Here is an 18620-nt window from a genome sequence, read left to right as displayed (position 1 = left end):
ATTGCCACGGCAACGGGGTCTGACCCCACCACGCGCGTGCGGCTGCTCTTCGTAGCGTCGAGCTTGCTCGACTGCGGCCGACAACAGTCGAGCAAGCTCGACTCTACGCCTGGCGCAAAGGCAGTCGAGCAAGCTCGACTCTACGAAAGCGTTGCGCGTCCTCACGCCGGCGGCAGCACCTTGCCGGGGTTGAGGATGCCATCCGGGTCCAGCGCGGCCTTGATCGCGCGCATCGCTGCCAGCGTTTCCGCGTTGAAGGCCTTGGCCATGAAATCGCGCTTGGCCAGGCCGATGCCGTGCTCGCCCGACAACGTGCCGCCCAGCGCCAGCGTCAGTTCGAAGATCTTCGGCAACGCGGCATGCGCACGGGTGTTCTCGTCGGCATCGTCCGGGTGGTACAGGATGTTGACGTGCAGGTTGCCGTTGCCGGCATGGCCGAAGGTGACGATGGTGAGCGTGTAGTCACGTGCCAGTGCCTGCACGCCCGCCACCAGATCGGGAATGCGCGATACCGGTACCACCACGTCTTCGTTGATCTTGCCCGGGGCGACACTGCGCAGTGCCGGCGACAGGGCTTTGCGTGCGGCCCACAGCTGATCGCGCGCGCGGCCTTCCATCGCCACGTCCAGCGCGATCATGCCGTCGCCTTCAGCGGCGCTGGCCAGTGCCTGCAGCAGGTAGGGCAGGGTGTCGTGGTCGCCATCGGCTTCGACCAGCAGCATCGCGCCGGCCTCGGGTACTTCGGCGCCGTTGAGCCGCAGCAGTTCAAGGCTGCGTGCATCCATGAATTCCAGGCGCGTGGGCACCACCGGCTGCGACATCAGCCGCGATACTGCGGCGGCGGCGGCATCGGCATCGCGGTACAGCACGCGCAGGCCGGCCTGGCTGACCGGCAGCGGGGTCAGCTTCAAGGTGGCTTCCACGATCAGTGCCAACGTGCCCTCGCTGCCCACCAGCAGGTGGGTGAGGTCATAGCCGGTGGAATCCTTGGTGTAGGCGCCGCCGCAGCGGATCACCTCGCCGGTGCCGGTGACCGCCACCAGGCCCAGCACGTTGTCGCGGCTGGTGCCGTACTTCACCGCGCGCGGGCCGCCGGCATTGCAGGCCAGGTTGCCGCCCACGCTGCAGATATCTGCGCTGGACGGGTCCGGCGCCCAGAACAGGCCGTGCGGTGCCAACGCCTGCTGCAGCGTGCCGTTCAATACGCCCGGCTGCACGACTGCGCAACGGTCACCGGCGCGGATCTCGACGATGCGGTCCATGCGGGTGAACGACAGCACGATGCTGCCCGGCAGTGGCACCGCCGCACCGGTGGTGCCGGTGCCTGCGCCACGCGCGACCAACGCGATGCCATGCGCGCGGCAGGCACGCACCAGCGCCTGTACCTGTTCCACATCGGCGGGCAGCGCCACCGCCGCTGGGCGCTGGTGGCGCCATGAGTTGTCCTGCGCGTTCGCCTCCAGCGCGCTGTCGTCCATGCGCCAGCCCTCCGCGCCCAGCAGGGCGGACAGTTCGGCAACCAGTGCGGCGGGCAGTGCGGTACTCATGACGGATCTCGTGGGGAAACAGGGGTATCAACGGGGAGACGCGCCCTGGTGGGCGCCGGCCACGGTCGGCCTCCGCCGGGTTGCGCGCTTTTGGTAGGTGCCAACCTTGGTTGGCACAGAAGCGCCGACCAAGGTCGGCCACTACAAGAGCATGTGGGCGCCGACCAGGGTCGGCCTCCGCTGGGCTGCGCGCTCTTGGTAGGTGCCAACCTTGGTTGGCACAGAAGCGCCGACCAAGGTCGGCCACTACCAGAGCATGTGGGCGCCGACCAAGGTCGGCCTCTACCGAAACGAAGGGTTGCCATCAGCAGTCGTCCAACCGGAACGCATCACGCAGCCAGTGCAGCTGTGGCGGTTCGCCACTGGCTTCGACCACATCGAAGCGGCAAGGTGCACTGGCCAGCGCAGGGTGGTCCTGCAGGTACAGCTGCGCGGCATGCGCCAGGCGCCGGCACTTGCGCGCATCCACCGACGCGGCGCCGCCACCGAAGTCCGAACGCGCGCGGTAACGCACTTCCACGAACACCACGGTGCCGGCGTCGTCCATCACCAGGTCCAGTTCGCCGCCGCGATAGCGCACGTTGCGCGCACGTGGCTGCAGGCCAGCCTGTTGCAGATGCTGCTCGGCGGCGGCTTCCACCGCCGAGCCACGTTGGCTGCGCTCAGCGACCACCGACGATCGGCATCGGCCGGCCGCCATTGAAGGTGGACCACGCCGGCTGGCGCAGGATGTTGCCGTTGCTGTCCAGGAACAGCGTGCCGGTGGCGCCGTCCAGGCCGCCTTCGTTGGACAGCTTGTCCAGGTAGGCAGTGATCTTCCAGGCGTCGGCGCCGAAGGCGAACAGGCGGCCGGCCGCACCGCGTGCGCTGGGCAGGGTGCTGGCGACCTGGCTGGACGACGGCAGGCCGGACACGCTGCGCACGTTCCAGGCTTCGTTCGGGTAGACGATGCCGTCCAGCGCCACGTCTTCTTCCACCTTGCCGCTGCCGACAGTCAGCTGCGAAGTGCCGACACGGGTGGCGCCACCGGCACCGGCCAGTGCCAGCTGCGGCGCCAGCAGTCGCGCCTGCGGGGCGCGCACGGCCAGGAACACGGCATCGACCTGGCCGGCATTGCGCACCTGCGCGCCCACATCACCGACCGCATCGGTCACGCCGATCGTGGCCACCACCTGGCCGCCACGCTGGGCGAAGCGCTGCGCGAAGGCGGCGGCGGCACGGCGGCCGGTGTCGTCGGCGCTGTTGATCACCAGTGCCTTGCCTCGCTCGCGGCCACGCAGGTATTCGGCGGCGACGATGCCGTCGTCTTCCGGGGCCAGCGAGAAGCCGGCGCTGCCGGCCGGCGGTGCATCCTTGCCGCGGTTCAGCGCCAGCACCGGCACCTGCAGCTGCTGGCGGCCGTACACCGCGTCCACTTCGTCGCGGCCCAGCGGGCCGACCACGAAGTCGGCACCGGAGGCGACGGCCTTGTCATACGCGGCCAGTGCGCCGGCCGGGGTGCCGGCGGTGTCGATGAAGTTGATGTCCGGGCGGCGGCGGGTCTCGCCGTAATAGGCGGCCAGCAGGCCATCACGCACCGGCTGCGCGGCGGTGGCCAGGCGGCCGCTGAGCGGCAGCAGCACGGCCAGCTTGACCGGCGGGCGGTAGCCATCGCTCAGCGCCGGCGGGCGCTTGCTGGTATCGAACTGGGCCGCGCCATCGCGATCGAATGGGCGCGGCAGCGGCAGGCCGCGCGCGATCAGCGCACGGCCTGCGAAGTTGTACAGCGGGTCGTTGGCCGGCAACGCGGCGGCACGGCTGCGCAGGGTGGCATCGTCGAGGGTGCCGAGCAGGCCGGCGATGGCCGCCTGGTTGTCGCTGCGGGCGCTGCCGGTCAGGCTGGCATGGGCGCGGGCGCGCTCGGCGGCGGCACCGAAGGCATCACCGGTGCCCTGCAGTGCCTGGGCGCGTGCCAGCAGCCAGCGGGTGCGCAGGCCGACCGCAACGCTGTCGGAATGATCCTTCAACAGCGCCAGCGCCTGCGCCGGTTGCTTGTCGGCCAGCGCCAGCTCGGCACCGGTCAGCTGGTAACGCTGCAGGCTGGCGCCGGTCAGCTGGCGGGCGGTGAGCTGGCCCAGCAGGCTGCGCGCGCGGGCGCTGTCGCCGGCCAGGTGCCAGGCCCAGGCCGCGTCGGCCAAGGCGTTGCTGCGGGCACCCCCGCGCAGGGTGGCGGCCAGGCCTTCCAGCTGCAATGCGGCGTCGCGCGGCTTGCCCTGTTCGATCAGCGCCAGCGCCTGGCTCTGGGCCGGCGAATCGGGCGTGCTGGTCAGGCTGGTGGTGGCACAGCCGGCCAACAGCATCAGCGACAACGACAGGGCGGAGATCCGTGCGGCGGGCTTGTTCATGATCGGGTCCATGCGATGAGGGCAGCGGCCTTGGCCGGGTACACGCTACGATTCTACCCTTGCCCCGTGAGTACCGCTGAAATGAGTGTGCCAACCCTGTACGTCGTCGCCACCCCGATCGGCAACCTGGCCGATCTGAGCCCGCGCGCGCAGGAGGTGCTGCGTTCGGTGGCCGCCATCTGTGCCGAGGACACCCGCCGCAGCGGCCAGCTGCTGTCCCATTTCGGCATCCAGCAGCCGCTGGTGGCCCTGCACGAACACAACGAGGAAGCGCTGTCGCAGCGCCTGGTGTCGCGGTTGCAGGCCGGTGAATCGCTGGCCCTGGTCAGCGATGCCGGCACCCCGCTGGTCAGCGACCCCGGTTTCCGCCTGGTGCGTGCCGCGCGCGCGGCCGGCATCAAGGTCAGCCCGATTCCAGGCGCCTGCGCCGCCATCGCCGCGCTGAGCGTGGCCGGGTTGCCCAGCGACCGCTTCAGCTTCGAGGGCTTCCTGCCGGCCAAGGCCAGCGGCCGCCGTGACCGCCTGCAGCTGCTGGCCGGTGAAGTGCGCACGATGGTGTTCTACGAATCCTCGCACCGCATCGCCGAGTCGCTGGCCGACATGGCCGCGATCTTCGGCGGCGAGCGCCCGGCGGTGCTGGCGCGCGAGCTGACCAAGCTGTTCGAGACCGTGCTGGATGGCGACCTGGCGGGTCTGCTGGCGAAGGTGGAAGGCGACGAGAACCAGCGCAAGGGCGAGTTCGTGGTGATGGTGCAGGGCGCTGGTGATGATGAGGAGGCGCAGCTGGCGCATGGCCGCCGCGTCTACGCCACGCTGAGCGAACACCTGCCGCCGTCGACGGCCGCCAAGCTGGCCGCCGAACTGACCGGTGCACCGCGCAAGGCGTTGTACGGCAGTTGATGGATCGTGCGGACCAAGGTCCGCACCCACCAGGGCAGAATCCGCACCCACCGGAGCAGCGGCATCGGTAGATCCACGCCATGCGTGGATGAACGGGTCGCGCCCAGGTCTGCACCCACCCGGGCGGAACCGATAGCGCCGGGCCTTGCGGCGTCAGGGCTTTACCGCTGTGTCGAGGGTGTCCAGATAGTCGGCAATCTCGGTCAGCACCGTGGAAAGGTCTGGTGCGGGCAGGCGGTTCCTGCGCAGGAACGCGCGCCACTGAGCCTGCTTCTGGGTATCTGCGGCGAATGCCTGGGTCAGCCCATAGGGTGGAGGTGGCGGCGCAGGGGTGCCGCGTCGATCAAACGTCGCCTCTATGGCGGCTCCGAGGCTGGCGCGATCCATGGCGTCCTCACGTACCAGTGCCAGCAGGTCGAAGAAGTCCTTCATCCTGCTGTTGGCAATACCCAGCGCGGCAATGGCCTCCAGCTTCTCGGCGAACACCGTTTCGCGCGGATAGACGCGCAGGCAGGGGGCGGGAAGTTCATCCAGCATGACCGGATAGATGATTTCCGGCGGTGGGGTGATCACCGCGTCGCCAAACCCGATGTCCCACTGCACATGGCAGCGTGCACGGCCCAGATAGGCTACCAGGCGCATGCGCAGGCCCTCGTATGCCGCCTCTTCGCGGGTGGCGTCGAGGGTGATGGTCTCTGCATCGAAGCGGAGCCCGTCGTTACCAGGCATTGCGCAGAGCGAGCGCGTGATGTGCAGCAGGTGGCGTGGCTCAGCGCTTCCGAATCCCAGGAAATCGGCATCCCGTGTGGGCCGGTGCGGCGCATCGAACCACGCCGCGAACAGCATGGCGCCTTTCAGCAGGAACTGGTCGCGGAACGTGGAGGTGGAGAGCCGGTAGAGCAGACGTTCAACGGCGAACCTGTCCAGCACGAACTGGAAGTCGTCGCCGCGAGTGCGCGCGTGATCGAGCAGTCGCTGCCGGATCGAGGCCACGCGGTGGGGAAGAGGAAGCAGGGAAGAGGGGGTCACGCCAGGGCATCGAGATACGGTCTCATCAGTCTGGCAACGCGGGAGAGCCGTGCATATTTCATCAACGCATCCGGGGTGGTGGCGCGGTTGCCAAGCGCGTCACGCAGGGCCTCGATAGCGACATCGAGACCCACCAGATTGCGGAATTTGAAGCAGTCGGCGACGGTTTTCGCAACGTTGCTGACGTATATGCGGCGTGCGCCTACGCGGCGCTCTTCCAGCCCCGCCTGGAGTGTCGTTGCCGACATGCGCACCACGCGTAGCGGCGGCCAGTCGATCCGGGGCGGGCGGTCGCTGTTGCCGATGGCCACCCACAGTTCAAACGGTGCCTGGGTGGTCAGGCCATGCAGACGCAGGGCGCTCAACAGGCAGAGGCGGACCTTCGGCATGCGCTCGGCAATGATCCGCAGCCCTTCATCGGCCTCGCCGTTGTTGCTGCCCGGCAGCGCGTAGACGCCGCGCGACAACCGGATCAGCGCGCCGGCCTCGACCAGACGGGACAGCTGGACGCGGGCGATGCCTGCGGCGACCAGTTCGCGGGCGCGCAGGCTGCCTGCACGCCGCAGCAGTTTTCGGGCCTTGGCCTCGGCAGCGGTCATGTTGGCATTGTTCCATAATGTTGGTAGTTTTGAATATCAACCGACAAAATGGAACATCACCGTCTGTTGCGGGTGGATCGTGCGGACCGAAGCGCCCAGGCAGTTGAATCGGAAGGGTGGCGCGCGGTGGTGTTGGCATTTGCGCTAGAATGCGCGCTGGCGGAGCCGGCCAGACAGTCGCGTCATCCCTTCGGGGGTGCCGAGGAAAGTCCGGGCTCCATAGGGCAAGGTGCCAGGTAACGCCTGGGCGGCGAAAGCCGACGGAAAGTGCAACAGAAAGATACCGCCTACGTCTTCTTCGGAAGGCCGGTAAGGGTGAAATGGTGCGGTAAGAGCGCACCGCGAGTCTGGCAACAGACCGGCACGGCAAACCCCACCTGGAGCAAGACCAAATAGGGATCCTTTGGCGCGGCCCGCGTTGGATCCGGGTAGGTTGCTTGAGCGTTGCGGTGACGTAACGCCTAGAGGAATGACTGTCCACGACAGAACCCGGCTTATCGGCCGGCTCCGCCTCCTTTCTTCATCGGCGCACACCGCGCCTCGGCAATGCCGGCCAGCGGCCGGCACTACCAGGGCGCCATGCCGTCGTCAGCCCGGCGTGCGGTACTGCCCGGCGGAAATGAACTGCGAGAAGCGCTCGCACCACACCACGACCGTGGTGTAGTCGTCCACGTTGACGTCATCAGGGACATCGACCAGGAAACGGCTGAAGGTCTTCACCTCGCCGATGCGCCGGGACTGTGCCTTGACCTTCAGGAAGTCGGCCTTGTTGTCGACGAAGCCGTGCACCAGGTAGACCTTGTAGTCCGGCCCCGGCCCCATCTTTCCGTCGAAGGCCACCTGGGTGGGGCTGACGCTGACCTTGCCTTCGGCCCAGTGCACCGCATCGCTGCCCTTGAGGTCGCGCCGGAAGGTGGTGTGGTAGGCGGCCTTGCCCATGGCGTCCTGCACCTGCGCGGCGGGCGGATCGTCGGGGGCGATCAGGATCGGCAGCAGGTAGACGCCCAGGCCAAAGCCGAGGCCGAGGGTAAGCAGGTGGGTGGCAGCAAGAACAAGAACACGGCGCATCGAAGACTCCCTGTGGATCGGTCGGGTGCGCGGCAGGACCGCGCCCAGTCATCGTGTGGCGTGCAGCTAGACATTTATAGACACAGAAAACGGGTACAGGGTCAGAAGGCGACGCGGCTCTGGCCGAGTGCGACGCCCTGCGGACCGAAGCGGCGCTCGTGGATCTCGCCGTGGCCGTCGGCATCGATCAGCAGCACGGTGCTGGCGCGGGTGCCGTAGTCGTCGCCGCGGATGAAGGCCGGGCTCAGCCAGCGTTCGCGTTCCAGGCCGATGCCGGTATCGGGCAGCTCGCCGTCGGCGGGGCGATGTTCGTCGGCCAGCGCGGTCCACAGCGGGGCCAGCTCGCCATCGCCGGACTGCAGCCAGGCCGACAGTGCCGCCATTAGCCGCCGGGTCTTGGGCCAGGGGGCGTCCAATGCACCGTTGGACATGCCGTGTACACCGGGGCCGAGGGTCTGGCGCTCGGCCGGGTGGTTGCCCAGGTACTCCAGGCTGTTGCCGTCGGCCAGCAGCAGGTTGAACGGGGCATAGGCGCCGGCCACGGCCGCCAGGCGGTCGATGTGCACGGCCGCCGGGTCGCGGCCGCGCAGGAAGTCAGCCACCAGCGCGCCGCGCGACGGACCGGTCTGGGCGGCCAGCGGATCGCGGACATTGGTGACCACCGCCATCCGGCCCGAGGCACCCACCCCGGCCCAGCCGCCACCGGAGCGCAGGTCGCGCCCGCCGATGACGGAGGTCTCATCTTGCCAGGGGGCCAGCGCCGCCGTCGGGCGGGCGTGGAACTCATCACGGTTGCCGGTCATCACCAGCCGCCAGCGCGGGTGGTGCATCCAGCCAAGAGCGAGCAGGCACATGGCGTCATTGTGCACGGTTTGCGCAGTCCGGCGCCGTTTTTGGCCCGCTCTGGATGAATGCGCGGCCGATGTTTCACGCCCTTTCCACACCCCTGAACTTCCGTTCAATCTCAAAAATTGAGACGGATCAGCAACTTGTGGATAAGCCTTGAACAATTCTCTAAAGGTTGTTGCAAGCCATTGATGCGGCTGGCGATTTCCCTGCTGAAAAGTTGTTGACAACCCTCGGCCCGCTGCTAAGGTGGGCATCAGAGGGAAATCCGGGTGTTTTGTGGGTTTTCGTGGTTCAATGTTTCACCGGGCGAAGGATAGGTGCACGCGTCGTGTTCCAGGGCGAGACGGCCATCACAGTTGACGATAAAGGGCGCATGGCGGTTCCCACCGCTTACCGCGACCTCGTCGCGCGCGCCAGCAACAACCGTCTCGTACTGACCTACAACCCGTTCGAAGCCGGCTGCCTGTGGCTGTACGCGGAGTCGGAATGGGAGCGGGTCCGCGACGATGTGATGTCCAAGCCCAACACCCAGCGCGTCGTGCGCCTGTTGCAGCAGAAGCTGGTCGGCTCGGCCGCCCATCTGGAGCTGGACGGCAACGGTCGCATCAGCATCCCCGCCAGCCACCGCGGTGCGGTGGGCATTGAGAAGAAGGCGGTATTGCTCGGTATGGGCGACAAGTTCGAATTGTGGAGCGAGCAGGCGCATCGGGCCCTGATCCAGCAGACGTTGTCTGACGAGGATCTGGGTGATGGGTTGCTCGACCTGAAGTTGTGAGCCGGGGTGCCCGGATGCGCCCAGAAGCGCAGGCCGGTCACCTTCCGGTGTCGCAGTCGCCGGCGGTGCACCTGCCGGTCCTGTACACCCAGGTCCTTGAAGGCCTGAGGGTGATCGAAAACGGACGTTATCTGGATGGCACGTTCGGTCGTGGCGGTCATGCACGTGGCGTGCTCACCCAGTTGGGTCCCGAGGGGCGCCTGCTGGTCATGGACAAGGATCCGGAAGCCATCGCCGTTGCCGAGCGCGATTTCGCGCCGGACCCGCGCGTGTCCATCTTCCGTGGCAGCTTCGCCCAGCTGCTGCAGTGGGATGCGACGGCCGACGGCCTGGACGGCGTGCTGTTCGACCTGGGCGTGTCGTCGCCGCAGCTGGACGTGGCCGAGCGTGGTTTCAGCTTCGGCAAGGACGGCCCGCTGGACATGCGCATGGACCCGGACAGCGGCGAAAGCGCCGCGCAGTGGATCAACCGCGTCGAAGACCGCGAGATCGCCGATGTGCTGTGGACCTACGGCGAAGAGCGCCAGAGCCGCCGCATCGCGCGTGCCATCGTGGCCCGCCGCGAGAAGCAGCCGTTCACCCGCACCGCCGAACTGGCCGAGCTGATCGCCTCGGTGATGCCACGTGGAAAGGACAAGATCCACCCGGCCACGCGCAGCTTCCAGGCCATCCGCATCCACATCAACCGCGAGCTGGCCGATCTGGAAGCCGGGCTCGATGCGGCAGTGGAACGGCTCAAGCCCGGTGGCCGCCTGGCGATCATCAGCTTCCATTCGCTGGAAGACCGCATCGTCAAGCAGTACATGAACCGCCTGGCCAAGGCGCCGCCGGCCAACCGCCGCCTGCCCGAGGCGGAGGTGTTCGTGCCGACCCTGGACCTGATCGGCGGCGCCATCAAGGCCACCGACGAAGAGCTGGCGGCCAACCCGCGTGCCCGCAGTGCCGTGCTGCGCGTGGCCCAGAAGCGGGAGGCCGATGCATGAGCCGGCTGCTGCTGATCATCCTGTTGGCCTCGACCGTGGCCTCGGCGATCGGCGTCGTGTTCGTGCGTCACCGTCACCGGCAGACGTTCATCGAGCTGTCGCGCGCCGAGCGCAAGCGCGATGACATCAACCTGGAGTTCGGCCGCCTGCAGCTGGAACAGGCCACCCTGGCCGAAGCCAACCGTGTCGATCGCATCGCCCGCGAAAAGCTCGGCATGAAGTTCCCCGAGGCCGCCGACATCGTGGTGGTGCGGCCATGAGCAAGACCGGCCGCAACCGCCCGCGCAACGCCTTCAACCTGCGCCAGCGCCTGCGCTGGGTCGCGCTGGCGCTGGGCCTGTGCTCGGTGTCGCTGGTCGGCCGCGCGGCCTACGTGCAGATCATCAACAGCGACTTCTACCAGCGCCAGGGCGAGGCCCGCTATCTGCGCGAGCTGCCGATCAAGACCTCGCGCGGCATGATCACCGACCGCAACGGCGAGCCGCTGGCGGTGTCCACGCCGGTTGCCTCGATCTGGGTCAACCCGCAGGACCTGCTGCGTTCGCCCGAGCGCATCCCCGAGCTGGCCCAGGCGGTCGGCATGTCGGTGGATGAGCTGAGCAGCCGCCTGTCGCAGAAGTCGGACAAGGAATTCATGTACCTGCGCCGCCGGATCAATCCGGACGAAGCAGAGAAGGTGGTCGCGCTGAAGATTCCGGGCGTGGCCGCGCAGCGCGAGTTCCGCCGCTTCTACCCGCAGGGTGAGGCGATGGCGCACGTGCTGGGCTTCACCAACATCGACGACCGCGGCCAGGAAGGCCTGGAGCTGGCGTTCGACGAATGGCTGCGCGGCAAGGCCGGCGCCAAGCGGGTGATCCGCAACCGCAAGGGCGAGACCGTCGAGAGCGATCTGCTGCGCGCCGCCGAACCGGGCAAGGACCTGACCCTCAGCATCGACCGCCGCATCCAGTACCTGGCCTTCAAGGAGCTGCGCAACGCGCTGGTGGCCAACAAGGCAGCCGGCGGTTCGATGGTGATCATGGACGTGACCACCGGCGAGATCCTGGCCATGGTCAACCTGCCGACCTACAACCCGAATTCGCTGACCGGCGCGCTGCCCGATGCGCGCCGCAACCGTGCGGTGACCGACCTGGTCGAGCCGGGTTCGACGATGAAGCCGCTGACCATCGCCACTGCGCTGCAGGCCGGTGCGGTGACCAAGGACACCATCATCGACACCAACCCGGGTTACATGACCCTGGGCCGCTTCACCATCCGCGACGTGCCGCGCAACAACGGCGTGCTGAACGTGACCGGCGTGATCACCCGCAGTTCGAACGTGGGTGCGGCCAAGGTCGCGGCGAAGATGCCGGACCAGGTGTTCTACGACGGCGTGCGCCGCTTCGGTTACGGCTCGGTGCCGCACAGCGGTTTCCCGGGTGAATCCGGCGGCGTGGTGCTGCGCCCGGCGCGCTGGTCGGGCACCACCAAGACCACCATGTCCTACGGCTACGGCCTGAACGTCACCCCGCTGCAGATCGCCACGGCCTACTCGGCGCTGGCCAACGGCGGTCGCCTGATCGCGCCGACCTTCGTCAAGGGCCAGCGCAACGAAGGCCAGCAGATCATCGACGAGAACGTCGCCAAGCAGGTGGTGGCGATGATGGAAACGGTGGTGACCCAGGGCGGCGCCAAGCAGGCGGCGGTGCTGGGCTACCGCGTGGCTGGCAAGACCGGTACCGCGCGCAAGGCCGGCCCCGGCGGTTACGAGCGCGGCCACTACAACGCGCTGTTCGCCGGCGTGGTGCCGGCCACCAACCCGCGTTTCGCCACCGTCATCGTCATCAACGACCCGCAGGCCGGCAAGTTCTACGGCGGCCTGGTGTCGGCGCCGGTCTATCACAACGTGATGGAAGGCACCCTGCGCCTGATGGACGTGCCGCTGGACGACCTGCAGTCGTGGCTGGCCGCGCAGCAGTCCGGCAAGGTCGGCCATTCGGCCTCGATCCTGCCTGCGCCGCCGGCCGAAGCCGCACTGCCGGTGGATGCCGCCGCTGAATTCGATGCTGCGCTGCCGAGCGCGCATGCCCAGACGCCGCCCGCTACGGGAGGCACGCAATGAGTCCTTCGATGTTGCTTTCGCAGTTGCTTCCGGACGTGGCCCTGGCGGGCCATGACCCCGTTCTGACCGGCCTGGTGCTGGACAGCCGCGCCGTGCGCCCCGGTAATGCCTTCGTTGCCATCGCCGGGTTCGGCGCGCATGGCCTGGGCTTTGTCGAGCAGGCCCGCGCGGCCGGTGCCAGCGCCATCCTGTTCGAGCCGCCGGCGCCTGCCGAGCTGCCGGCACCGGCCGATGCGATCGCCGTGCCGGGCCTGCGCGCGCGCATGGGTGCGATGGCCGACCAGTTCCATGGCGCGCCGTCGCGGGCGATGGCGATGGTCGGCGTGACCGGCACCAACGGCAAGACCTCCACCGTGCAGCTGCTGGCCCAGGCTTGGCACCTGCTCGGTACGCCCAGTGGCAGTATCGGCACGCTGGGTGCCGGACTTTATGGTGCGGTCGAACCGACCGGCTTCACCACGCCGCTGGTGCTGCAGATGCATGCGCTGCTGGCGCAGCTGCGCGATGCCGGTGCACGTGCGGTGGCGATGGAAGTCAGCTCGCATGCGCTGGACCAGGGCCGCGTGGATGCCGTGCACTATGACGTGGCGGTGTTCACCAACCTCACCCGCGACCATCTGGACTACCACGGCGACATGGCCAGCTACGGCGCGGCCAAGGCGCGGCTGTTCCATCGCCCGGGCCTGAAGGCGGCAGTGGTCAACCTGGATGATGCGTTCGGTCGCCAGCTGTTCGCTGGCCTGCCGGCGGGCGTGCAGCCGATCGGCCTGAGCTCGCGCGGTGCCACCGACGCCAGCGTGCGCGCCGAAGCGCTGCAGCTGGACGGCCGTGGCATCGCCTTCGAACTGGTCATTGATGGCCAGCGTGCCGCGGTGCAGTCGCCGCTGCTGGGCCGCTTCAACGTGGACAACCTGCTGGCCGTGGCCGGCACCCTGTACGCGCAGGGCCAGCCGCTGCCGCGCATCGCCGAAGTGCTGTCGGCGCTGCAGCCGATCCGTGGCCGCATGAACCGCTTGGGCGGCGAAGACGGCCTGCCGACCGTGGTGGTGGATTACGCGCATACCCCGGACGCACTGGAACAGGCGCTGGACAGCCTGCACGGCCACCTGCACGGCGCGCTGTTCTGCGTGTTCGGCTGCGGTGGCGAACGTGACACCGGCAAGCGCCCGCAGATGGCCGCCATTGCCGAGCGCCTGGCCAACCAGGTCATCGTCACCGACGACAACCCGCGTGGCGAGGACGGCGACGTGATCGTGGCCGACATCCTGGCCGGCTTCCAGAATGCCGATGCCGTGACCGTGCAGCGCAGCCGCGCGCGCGCGATCGGCCTGGCGGTGAAGCGTGCCGGTGCCGGCGACATCATCCTGATCGCCGGCAAGGGCCACGAGCCGTACCAGGAGGTCAATGGCGTTCGCCATGACTTCGACGACACCGAAGTGGCTGCCGCTGCGTTGGCTGCCAAGGCTGGCGTGTTGGCCGCGCAGGCCGGGGAGGGCATCGCATGAAGCGCACCCTGCTTTCGCTGATCGCGCACTGGGCCGGCGGTGAGATCCATGGCGACGACGTGGCCATCGATGCGGTCAGCAATGACACCCGCAGCCTCGGCCCGGGCAGCCTGTACGTGGCACTGCGCGGTGAGCGTTTCGACGGCCATGATTTCGCCACCGATGCGCAGGTGCGCGGCGCCAGTGCGCTGCTGGTCGAGCGCCTGCTGCCGATCGAGCTGCCGCAGGTGCTGGTGGCCGACAGCGAGCTGGCGCTGGCGAAGATCGCCACCGGCATGCAGCGCGACCGCGACACCGAGGTGTTCGCGATTACCGGCAGCAATGGCAAGACCAGCGTGAAGAGCCTGCTGCTGTCGATCCTGCAGCAGGTGGCGCAGCACGCGCATAAAGTGGTCTACGCCAACCCGGGCAACCGCAACAACGAGATCGGCCTGCCGCTGGCAGTGATCGACGCGCCGGAAGATGCCGACTACGCCGTCTACGAGATGGGCGCCGGCAAGCCGGGCGACATCGCCTACCTGACCGATATCGCCCGCCCGCGCTACGCACTGGTCAACAACATCGCACCGGCCCATCTGGAGCGGATGGGCAGCCTGCTCGGCGTGGCCGTCACCAAGGGCGCTATCTACGCGGCGCTGCCGGCCGATGGCGTGGCGGTGATCAACGTCGACGATGCCTACGGCCGCTGGTTCGAACAGCATTTCGTCGGCACGCCGGCGCGCTGCCGCGTGCTGCGCTACGGCCTGGAGCACACCGCGGACATCACCGCGCGCGACATCCGTGCCGGTGCCCAGGGCAGCCAGTTCACCCTGGTTTCGCCGATGGGCGAAGCCCGCGTGGTGCTGGGCCTGCCGGGCCGCCACAACGTCAGCAATGCGCTGGCCGCGGCCAGCCTGGCGCTGGCTGCCGGTGTCGACCTGGCGCTGATCGCGGCTGGTCTGGCCGAGGCGCAGCCGGTGCCGGGCCGCCAGATCGCCCACCAGCTGCGCAATGGCGCGGTGCTGGTGGATGACAGCTACAACGCCAACCCCGGTTCACTGGCCGCCGCCATCGATGCCCTGGCCGCTGCCCCGGAAGAGGGCTGGCTGGTGCTGGGCGACATGCGCGAGCTGGGCCCGGATGCCGAGGCGCTGCATGCGCAGGCCGGGCTGCGTGCACGTGCTTCCGGTCTCAAGCGCCTGTACGCGCTGGGTCCGCTCAGCGCCGCCGCTGCCGCCGCCTTCGGCGAGGGCGGCCGTCACTTCACCACCCATGACGCGCTGTCGCAGGCGCTGAAGGACGAGCTGCACCCCGGCGTGCGCTGCCTGGTCAAGGGTTCCCGTGGCAGCGCCATGGACACGATTGTCAAAGCGCTGCTGGCGCAAGGAGAGGAATCCCCGCATGTTGTATGAACTGGCTCGATGGTTGCAGCAGTTGGAGAGCCTGTTCGGGCTGTTCAACTACCAGACGTTCCGCGCCATCCTTGCCGCGCTGACGGCCCTGTTCCTGTCGCTGTGGCTCGGCCCGGCGATGATCCGCAAGCTTGCCCAGTTCAAGGGCGGCCAGCCGATCCGCAAGGACGGTCCGCAGACCCATTTCTCCAAGGCCGGCACGCCGACCATGGGCGGTTCGCTGATCCTGCTCACCATCACCCTGTCGGTGCTGATGTGGGCCGACCTGCGCAACCGCTACGTGTGGCTGGTGCTGGCGGTGATGCTGTGCTTCGGCGCCATCGGCTGGTATGACGACTGGATCAAGATCGTCCGTCGCGACCCGAACGGCCTGAAGTCGCGCTGGAAGTACCTGCTGCAGTCGATCTTCGGCCTGGCTGCGGGCCTGTTCCTGTTCTATACGGCCGACGTGCCGGCCGCGCTGACCTTCTACATCCCGATGTTCAAGTCGGTGGCGCTGCCGCTGGCCGGCATCGGCTTCGTGGCCATCGCCTACTTCTGGATCGTCGGCTTCTCCAACGCGGTGAACCTGACCGACGGCCTGGACGGCCTGGCGATCATGCCGACCGTGCTGGTGGCCTGCGCGCTGGGCGTGTTCGCCTATGCCTCGGGCAACGTGGTGTTCGCCAACTACCTGCAGATCCCGCAGATTCCTGGCGCCGGTGAGCTGGTCATCATCTGCGCGGCCATCGCGGGCGCGGGCCTGGGCTTCCTGTGGTTCAACACCTATCCGGCCATGGTCTTCATGGGCGACATCGGCGCGCTGGCGCTGGGCGCGGTGCTGGGCACGATCGCAGTGATCACCCGCCAGGAACTGGTGCTGGTGATCATGGGCGGCGTGTTCGTGATCGAAACGCTGTCGGTGATGATCCAGGTCGCCTCGTTCAAGCTGACCGGCAAGCGCGTGTTCCGCATGGCGCCGATCCACCACCATTTCGAACTGAAGGGCTGGCCCGAGCCGCGCGTGATCGTGCGCTTCTGGATCATCTCCGTCGTGCTCGTACTGATCGGCCTGGCCACGTTGAAGGTGCGCTGAGATGAACGACCTGTCCCGCCAGGCAACACGCCTTGAAGCCATCGAAGGCAGCTACGACAAGTGGCTGCTGGGCGCGATCATCGCGCTCACCGGTGTGGGCGTGGTGATGGTGGCGTCCAGCTCGATCGCGCTGATGAGCAGCCCGTTCTACTACCTCAACCGCCACCTGATCTTCCTGGCGGTCGGCATCGTGCTGGCGGTGATTGCCGCGCGCACCGAGCTGAAGTCGATCGAGCAGTACAACCAGATGCTGCTGCTGGGCTGCTTCGTGCTGCTGCTGGCGGTGTTCACGCCGGGCCTGGGCAGCACGGTCAACGGCGCGCGCCGCTGGATCAACCTGGGCATCTCCAAGTTCCAGACAGTGGAAGCGGTGAAGGTCCTCTACATCGTGTGGCTGTCCAGCTATCTGGTGCGCTTCCGCGACGAGGTCAACGCGACCTGGCCAGCGATGCTCAAGCCGCTGGGCGTGGCCGGTGCGCTGGTGGTGCTGCTGCTGCTGCAGCCGGACTTCGGTTCCTCGACCCTGCTGCTGGCGATCACCGCTGGCATGCTGGTGCTGGGCGGGGTCAACATGCCGCGCATGTCGATGCCGGTGATCATCGGCCTGGTCGGCATGAGCGCACTGGCGATCATCGAGCCGTACCGCATGCGCCGCATCACCTCCTTCCTGGACCCGTGGGCCGACCAGCAGGGTGACGGCTATCAGCTGTCCAACGCGCTGATGGCGGTCGGCCGTGGCGAGTGGACCGGCGTCGGCCTGGGCAATTCGGTGCAGAAGCTGTACTACCTGCCTGAAGCGCACACCGACTTCATCTTCTCGGTCACCGCCGAGGAATTCGGCTTCCTGGGCACCTGCGTGATCGTGGCCCTGTATGCGCTGCTGGTCGGCCGCACCTTCTGGCTGGGCATGCGCTGCGTGGAAATGAAGCGCCACTTCTCCGGCTACATCGCCTTCGGCATCGGCCTGTGGATCAGCATGCAGACCTTCGTCTCGATCGGCGTGAACCTGGGCATCCTGCCGACCAAGGGCCTGACCCTGCCGCTGATCTCCTCCGGCGGTTCGTCGGTGCTGATGACCTGCGTGGCGATGGGCCTGCTGCTGCGCGTGTCCTATGAACTCAAGCGCGCCGAGCGCCGCCAGGCCGTGCGTATCGGTGGCGCCGAAGACGCCGCTGCCGAGCCGATGGACGAGCCGGCTGCGCCGGTGGCTGCCAGCGTACCGATGAGCGCCCAGCCGGTGGCTGCCGCTGCGCCGAACGCCGCGCGTGGCACCAGCCGCCTTCAGTCGCGCGTCGAACCGACCTTCGGGAGGCTGTCATGAGCGCAGCCCACGACGCTGCACGCCCGGTGATGATCCTGGCCGGTGGTACCGGTGGCCACATCTTCCCCGGCCTGGCCGTGGCCCGCGTGCTGCGCGAGCGCGGCGTGCCGGTCACCTGGATGGGCGCCGACGGCGCGATGGAAACCCGCCTGGTGCCGCAGCACGACATCGCGATCGACACGCTGGCGATCACCGGCCTGCGTGGCAAGGGCAAGCTGGCCCTGCTGGCCGCGCCATGGCGGCTGATGCGCGCGCTGCGCGCGGCCGGCATGATCATCCGCAAGCGCCAGCCGCGTGCGGTGGTGGCATTCGGTGGCTTCGCCTCCGGCCCGGGTGGCATGGCCACGCGCCTGCACGGCCTGCCGCTGATCGTGCATGAGCAGAACCGCGCACCGGGCCTGACCAACCGCATCCTGTCGCGCTATGCGCGCCGCCTGCTGACCGGCTTCCCCGGCACTTTCGCCCAGCGCGAGGAATTCGTCGGCAACCCGGTGCGTTCGGAAATTGCCGCCATCGCACCGCCCGAACAGCGCTTCGCCGACCGCCACGGTCCGCTGCGCGTGCTGGTGGTCGGTGGCAGCCAGGGCGCACGTGCACTCAACACCGGTGTGCCGCAGGCGATTGCCGCGCTGGGCGCGGACCTGCCGGTACAGGTGCGCCACCAGAGTGGCGAGAAGATGCATGCCGAAGCGGTCGAGGCGTATGCCAAGGCCGGCGTGCAGGCTGAAATCACCCCGTTCATCGCCGACATGGCCGACGCGTTCGCCTGGGCCGATCTGGTCGTGTGCCGCGCCGGCGCGTCGACCCTGGCCGAACTGTGCGCGGTCGGTGTCGGCAGCGTGCTGGTGCCATTCCCCGCCGCCGTCGACGATCACCAGACCCGCAATGCGGAGTACCTGGTCGAGCGCGGCGCGGCGGTTTTGCTGAAGCAGGACGGAACGCTGGCCGACGGCATTGCCGCACTGCTGCGCGATCTGTCCGAAAATCCGGCCCGCCGCATGCAGATGGCGCAAGCCGCGCGTGCCCTGGCCAAGGTCGATGCCGCCGAGCGCATCGCCGATATCATTCTTGAGGAAGCTGTATGAAGAAGGCA

General features: G+C 68.2%; 17 protein-coding genes and 1 other RNA gene. 11 read left to right on the top strand and 7 right to left on the bottom strand.

Going from position 1 to position 18620, the window contains the following annotated elements; all coding sequences use genetic code 11:
* Positions 1–161 precede the first annotated feature (161 nt).
* From AC5P7U_RS12295 to AC5P7U_RS12285, 3 genes are all read right to left on the bottom strand, one after another.
* Positions 162–1547, bottom strand: a complete 1386-nt coding sequence (locus AC5P7U_RS12295; RefSeq protein WP_197563833.1) for an FAD-binding oxidoreductase — start codon at positions 1545–1547, stop codon at positions 162–164.
* 304 nt (positions 1548–1851) lie between these two features.
* Complete coding sequence (locus AC5P7U_RS12290; protein WP_197563832.1) at positions 1852–2220, bottom strand: YraN family protein; 369 nt, start codon at positions 2218–2220, stop codon at positions 1852–1854.
* A complete protein-coding gene (locus AC5P7U_RS12285; protein WP_312560097.1) occupies positions 2210–3931 on the bottom strand; it encodes a penicillin-binding protein activator in 1722 nt (573 codons plus the stop codon). The genes AC5P7U_RS12290 and AC5P7U_RS12285 overlap by 11 nt, the downstream gene beginning before the upstream one ends.
* A gap of 81 nt (positions 3932–4012) precedes the next feature.
* On the opposite strand from AC5P7U_RS12285, the gene rsmI reads away from it, so the two are divergent.
* Positions 4013–4831, top strand: coding sequence for a 16S rRNA (cytidine(1402)-2'-O)-methyltransferase (rsmI, locus tag AC5P7U_RS12280; RefSeq protein ID WP_049458141.1), 819 nt, complete (start codon positions 4013–4015; stop codon positions 4829–4831).
* Between the two features lie 153 nt (positions 4832–4984).
* Here rsmI and AC5P7U_RS12275 read toward each other — a convergent pair whose 3' ends face one another.
* Positions 4985–5860 (bottom strand): nucleotidyl transferase AbiEii/AbiGii toxin family protein, encoded by an 876-nt coding sequence (locus AC5P7U_RS12275; protein WP_495221153.1) that lies wholly within the window; start codon positions 5858–5860, stop codon positions 4985–4987.
* Positions 5857–6459, bottom strand: coding sequence for a type IV toxin-antitoxin system AbiEi family antitoxin domain-containing protein (locus AC5P7U_RS12270; RefSeq protein ID WP_271260874.1), 603 nt, complete (start codon positions 6457–6459; stop codon positions 5857–5859). Before AC5P7U_RS12270 ends, AC5P7U_RS12275 begins: the two co-directional genes overlap by 4 nt.
* A 161-nt stretch (positions 6460–6620) precedes the next feature.
* Here AC5P7U_RS12270 and rnpB point away from each other — a divergent pair.
* Positions 6621–6972: RNase P RNA component class A (rnpB, locus tag AC5P7U_RS12265), an RNA gene on the top strand.
* Between the two features lie 75 nt (positions 6973–7047).
* On the opposite strand, the gene AC5P7U_RS12260 is transcribed toward rnpB, so the two are convergent.
* Together AC5P7U_RS12260 and AC5P7U_RS12255 are read right to left on the bottom strand one after the other, a co-directional pair.
* Positions 7048–7527, bottom strand: coding sequence for a DM13 domain-containing protein (locus tag AC5P7U_RS12260; RefSeq protein ID WP_312560098.1), 480 nt, complete (start codon positions 7525–7527; stop codon positions 7048–7050).
* Between the two features lie 101 nt (positions 7528–7628).
* Entirely contained in the window at positions 7629–8381 is a 753-nt protein-coding gene (locus tag AC5P7U_RS12255) for an NRDE family protein (RefSeq protein WP_308308412.1), read from the bottom strand.
* Between the two features lie 323 nt (positions 8382–8704).
* On the opposite strand from AC5P7U_RS12255, the gene mraZ reads away from it, so the two are divergent.
* The 9 genes from mraZ to murG are packed head-to-tail and all read left to right on the top strand — an operon-like array spanning position 8705 to position 18612.
* On the top strand, positions 8705–9151 hold the full coding sequence (gene mraZ / locus AC5P7U_RS12250; protein ID WP_004143635.1) for a division/cell wall cluster transcriptional repressor MraZ: 447 nt from the start codon (positions 8705–8707) through the stop codon (positions 9149–9151).
* 14 nt (positions 9152–9165) lie between these two features.
* Positions 9166–10134, top strand: a complete 969-nt coding sequence (gene rsmH / locus AC5P7U_RS12245; protein WP_495221152.1) for a 16S rRNA (cytosine(1402)-N(4))-methyltransferase RsmH — start codon at positions 9166–9168, stop codon at positions 10132–10134.
* Positions 10131–10394 carry a cell division protein FtsL gene (ftsL, locus tag AC5P7U_RS12240; RefSeq protein ID WP_005412242.1) on the top strand — a complete coding sequence of 88 codons (264 nt, stop codon included), beginning with the start codon at positions 10131–10133 and terminating at the stop codon, positions 10392–10394. Before rsmH ends, ftsL begins: the two co-directional genes overlap by 4 nt.
* Positions 10391–12235: a peptidoglycan D,D-transpeptidase FtsI family protein gene (locus AC5P7U_RS12235; protein ID WP_004154216.1), complete on the top strand. Its 1845-nt coding sequence runs from the start codon at positions 10391–10393 to the stop codon at positions 12233–12235. Before ftsL ends, AC5P7U_RS12235 begins: the two co-directional genes overlap by 4 nt.
* A complete protein-coding gene (locus tag AC5P7U_RS12230) occupies positions 12232–13740 on the top strand; it encodes a UDP-N-acetylmuramoyl-L-alanyl-D-glutamate--2,6-diaminopimelate ligase (protein WP_312560099.1) in 1509 nt (502 codons plus the stop codon). Before AC5P7U_RS12235 ends, AC5P7U_RS12230 begins: the two co-directional genes overlap by 4 nt.
* Positions 13737–15131, top strand: a complete 1395-nt coding sequence (locus AC5P7U_RS12225) for a UDP-N-acetylmuramoyl-tripeptide--D-alanyl-D-alanine ligase (RefSeq protein WP_197563828.1) — start codon at positions 13737–13739, stop codon at positions 15129–15131. The genes AC5P7U_RS12230 and AC5P7U_RS12225 overlap by 4 nt, the downstream gene beginning before the upstream one ends.
* Complete coding sequence (gene mraY / locus AC5P7U_RS12220; RefSeq protein ID WP_004154219.1) at positions 15121–16206, top strand: phospho-N-acetylmuramoyl-pentapeptide-transferase; 1086 nt, start codon at positions 15121–15123, stop codon at positions 16204–16206. The genes AC5P7U_RS12225 and mraY overlap by 11 nt, the downstream gene beginning before the upstream one ends.
* 1 nt (position 16207) lies before the next feature.
* Entirely contained in the window at positions 16208–17527 is a 1320-nt protein-coding gene (gene ftsW, locus AC5P7U_RS12215; RefSeq protein WP_004154220.1) for a putative lipid II flippase FtsW, read from the top strand.
* Complete coding sequence (murG, locus tag AC5P7U_RS12210; RefSeq protein ID WP_197563827.1) at positions 17524–18612, top strand: undecaprenyldiphospho-muramoylpentapeptide beta-N-acetylglucosaminyltransferase; 1089 nt, start codon at positions 17524–17526, stop codon at positions 18610–18612. Before ftsW ends, murG begins: the two co-directional genes overlap by 4 nt.
* Positions 18613–18620 lie beyond the last annotated feature (8 nt).

This window comes from Stenotrophomonas sp. YJH_SMC_57, from assembly GCF_059369755.1.
Note: the sequence above shows the minus strand (reverse complement) of the source record. Positions and strands in the feature narration are given on the sequence as shown.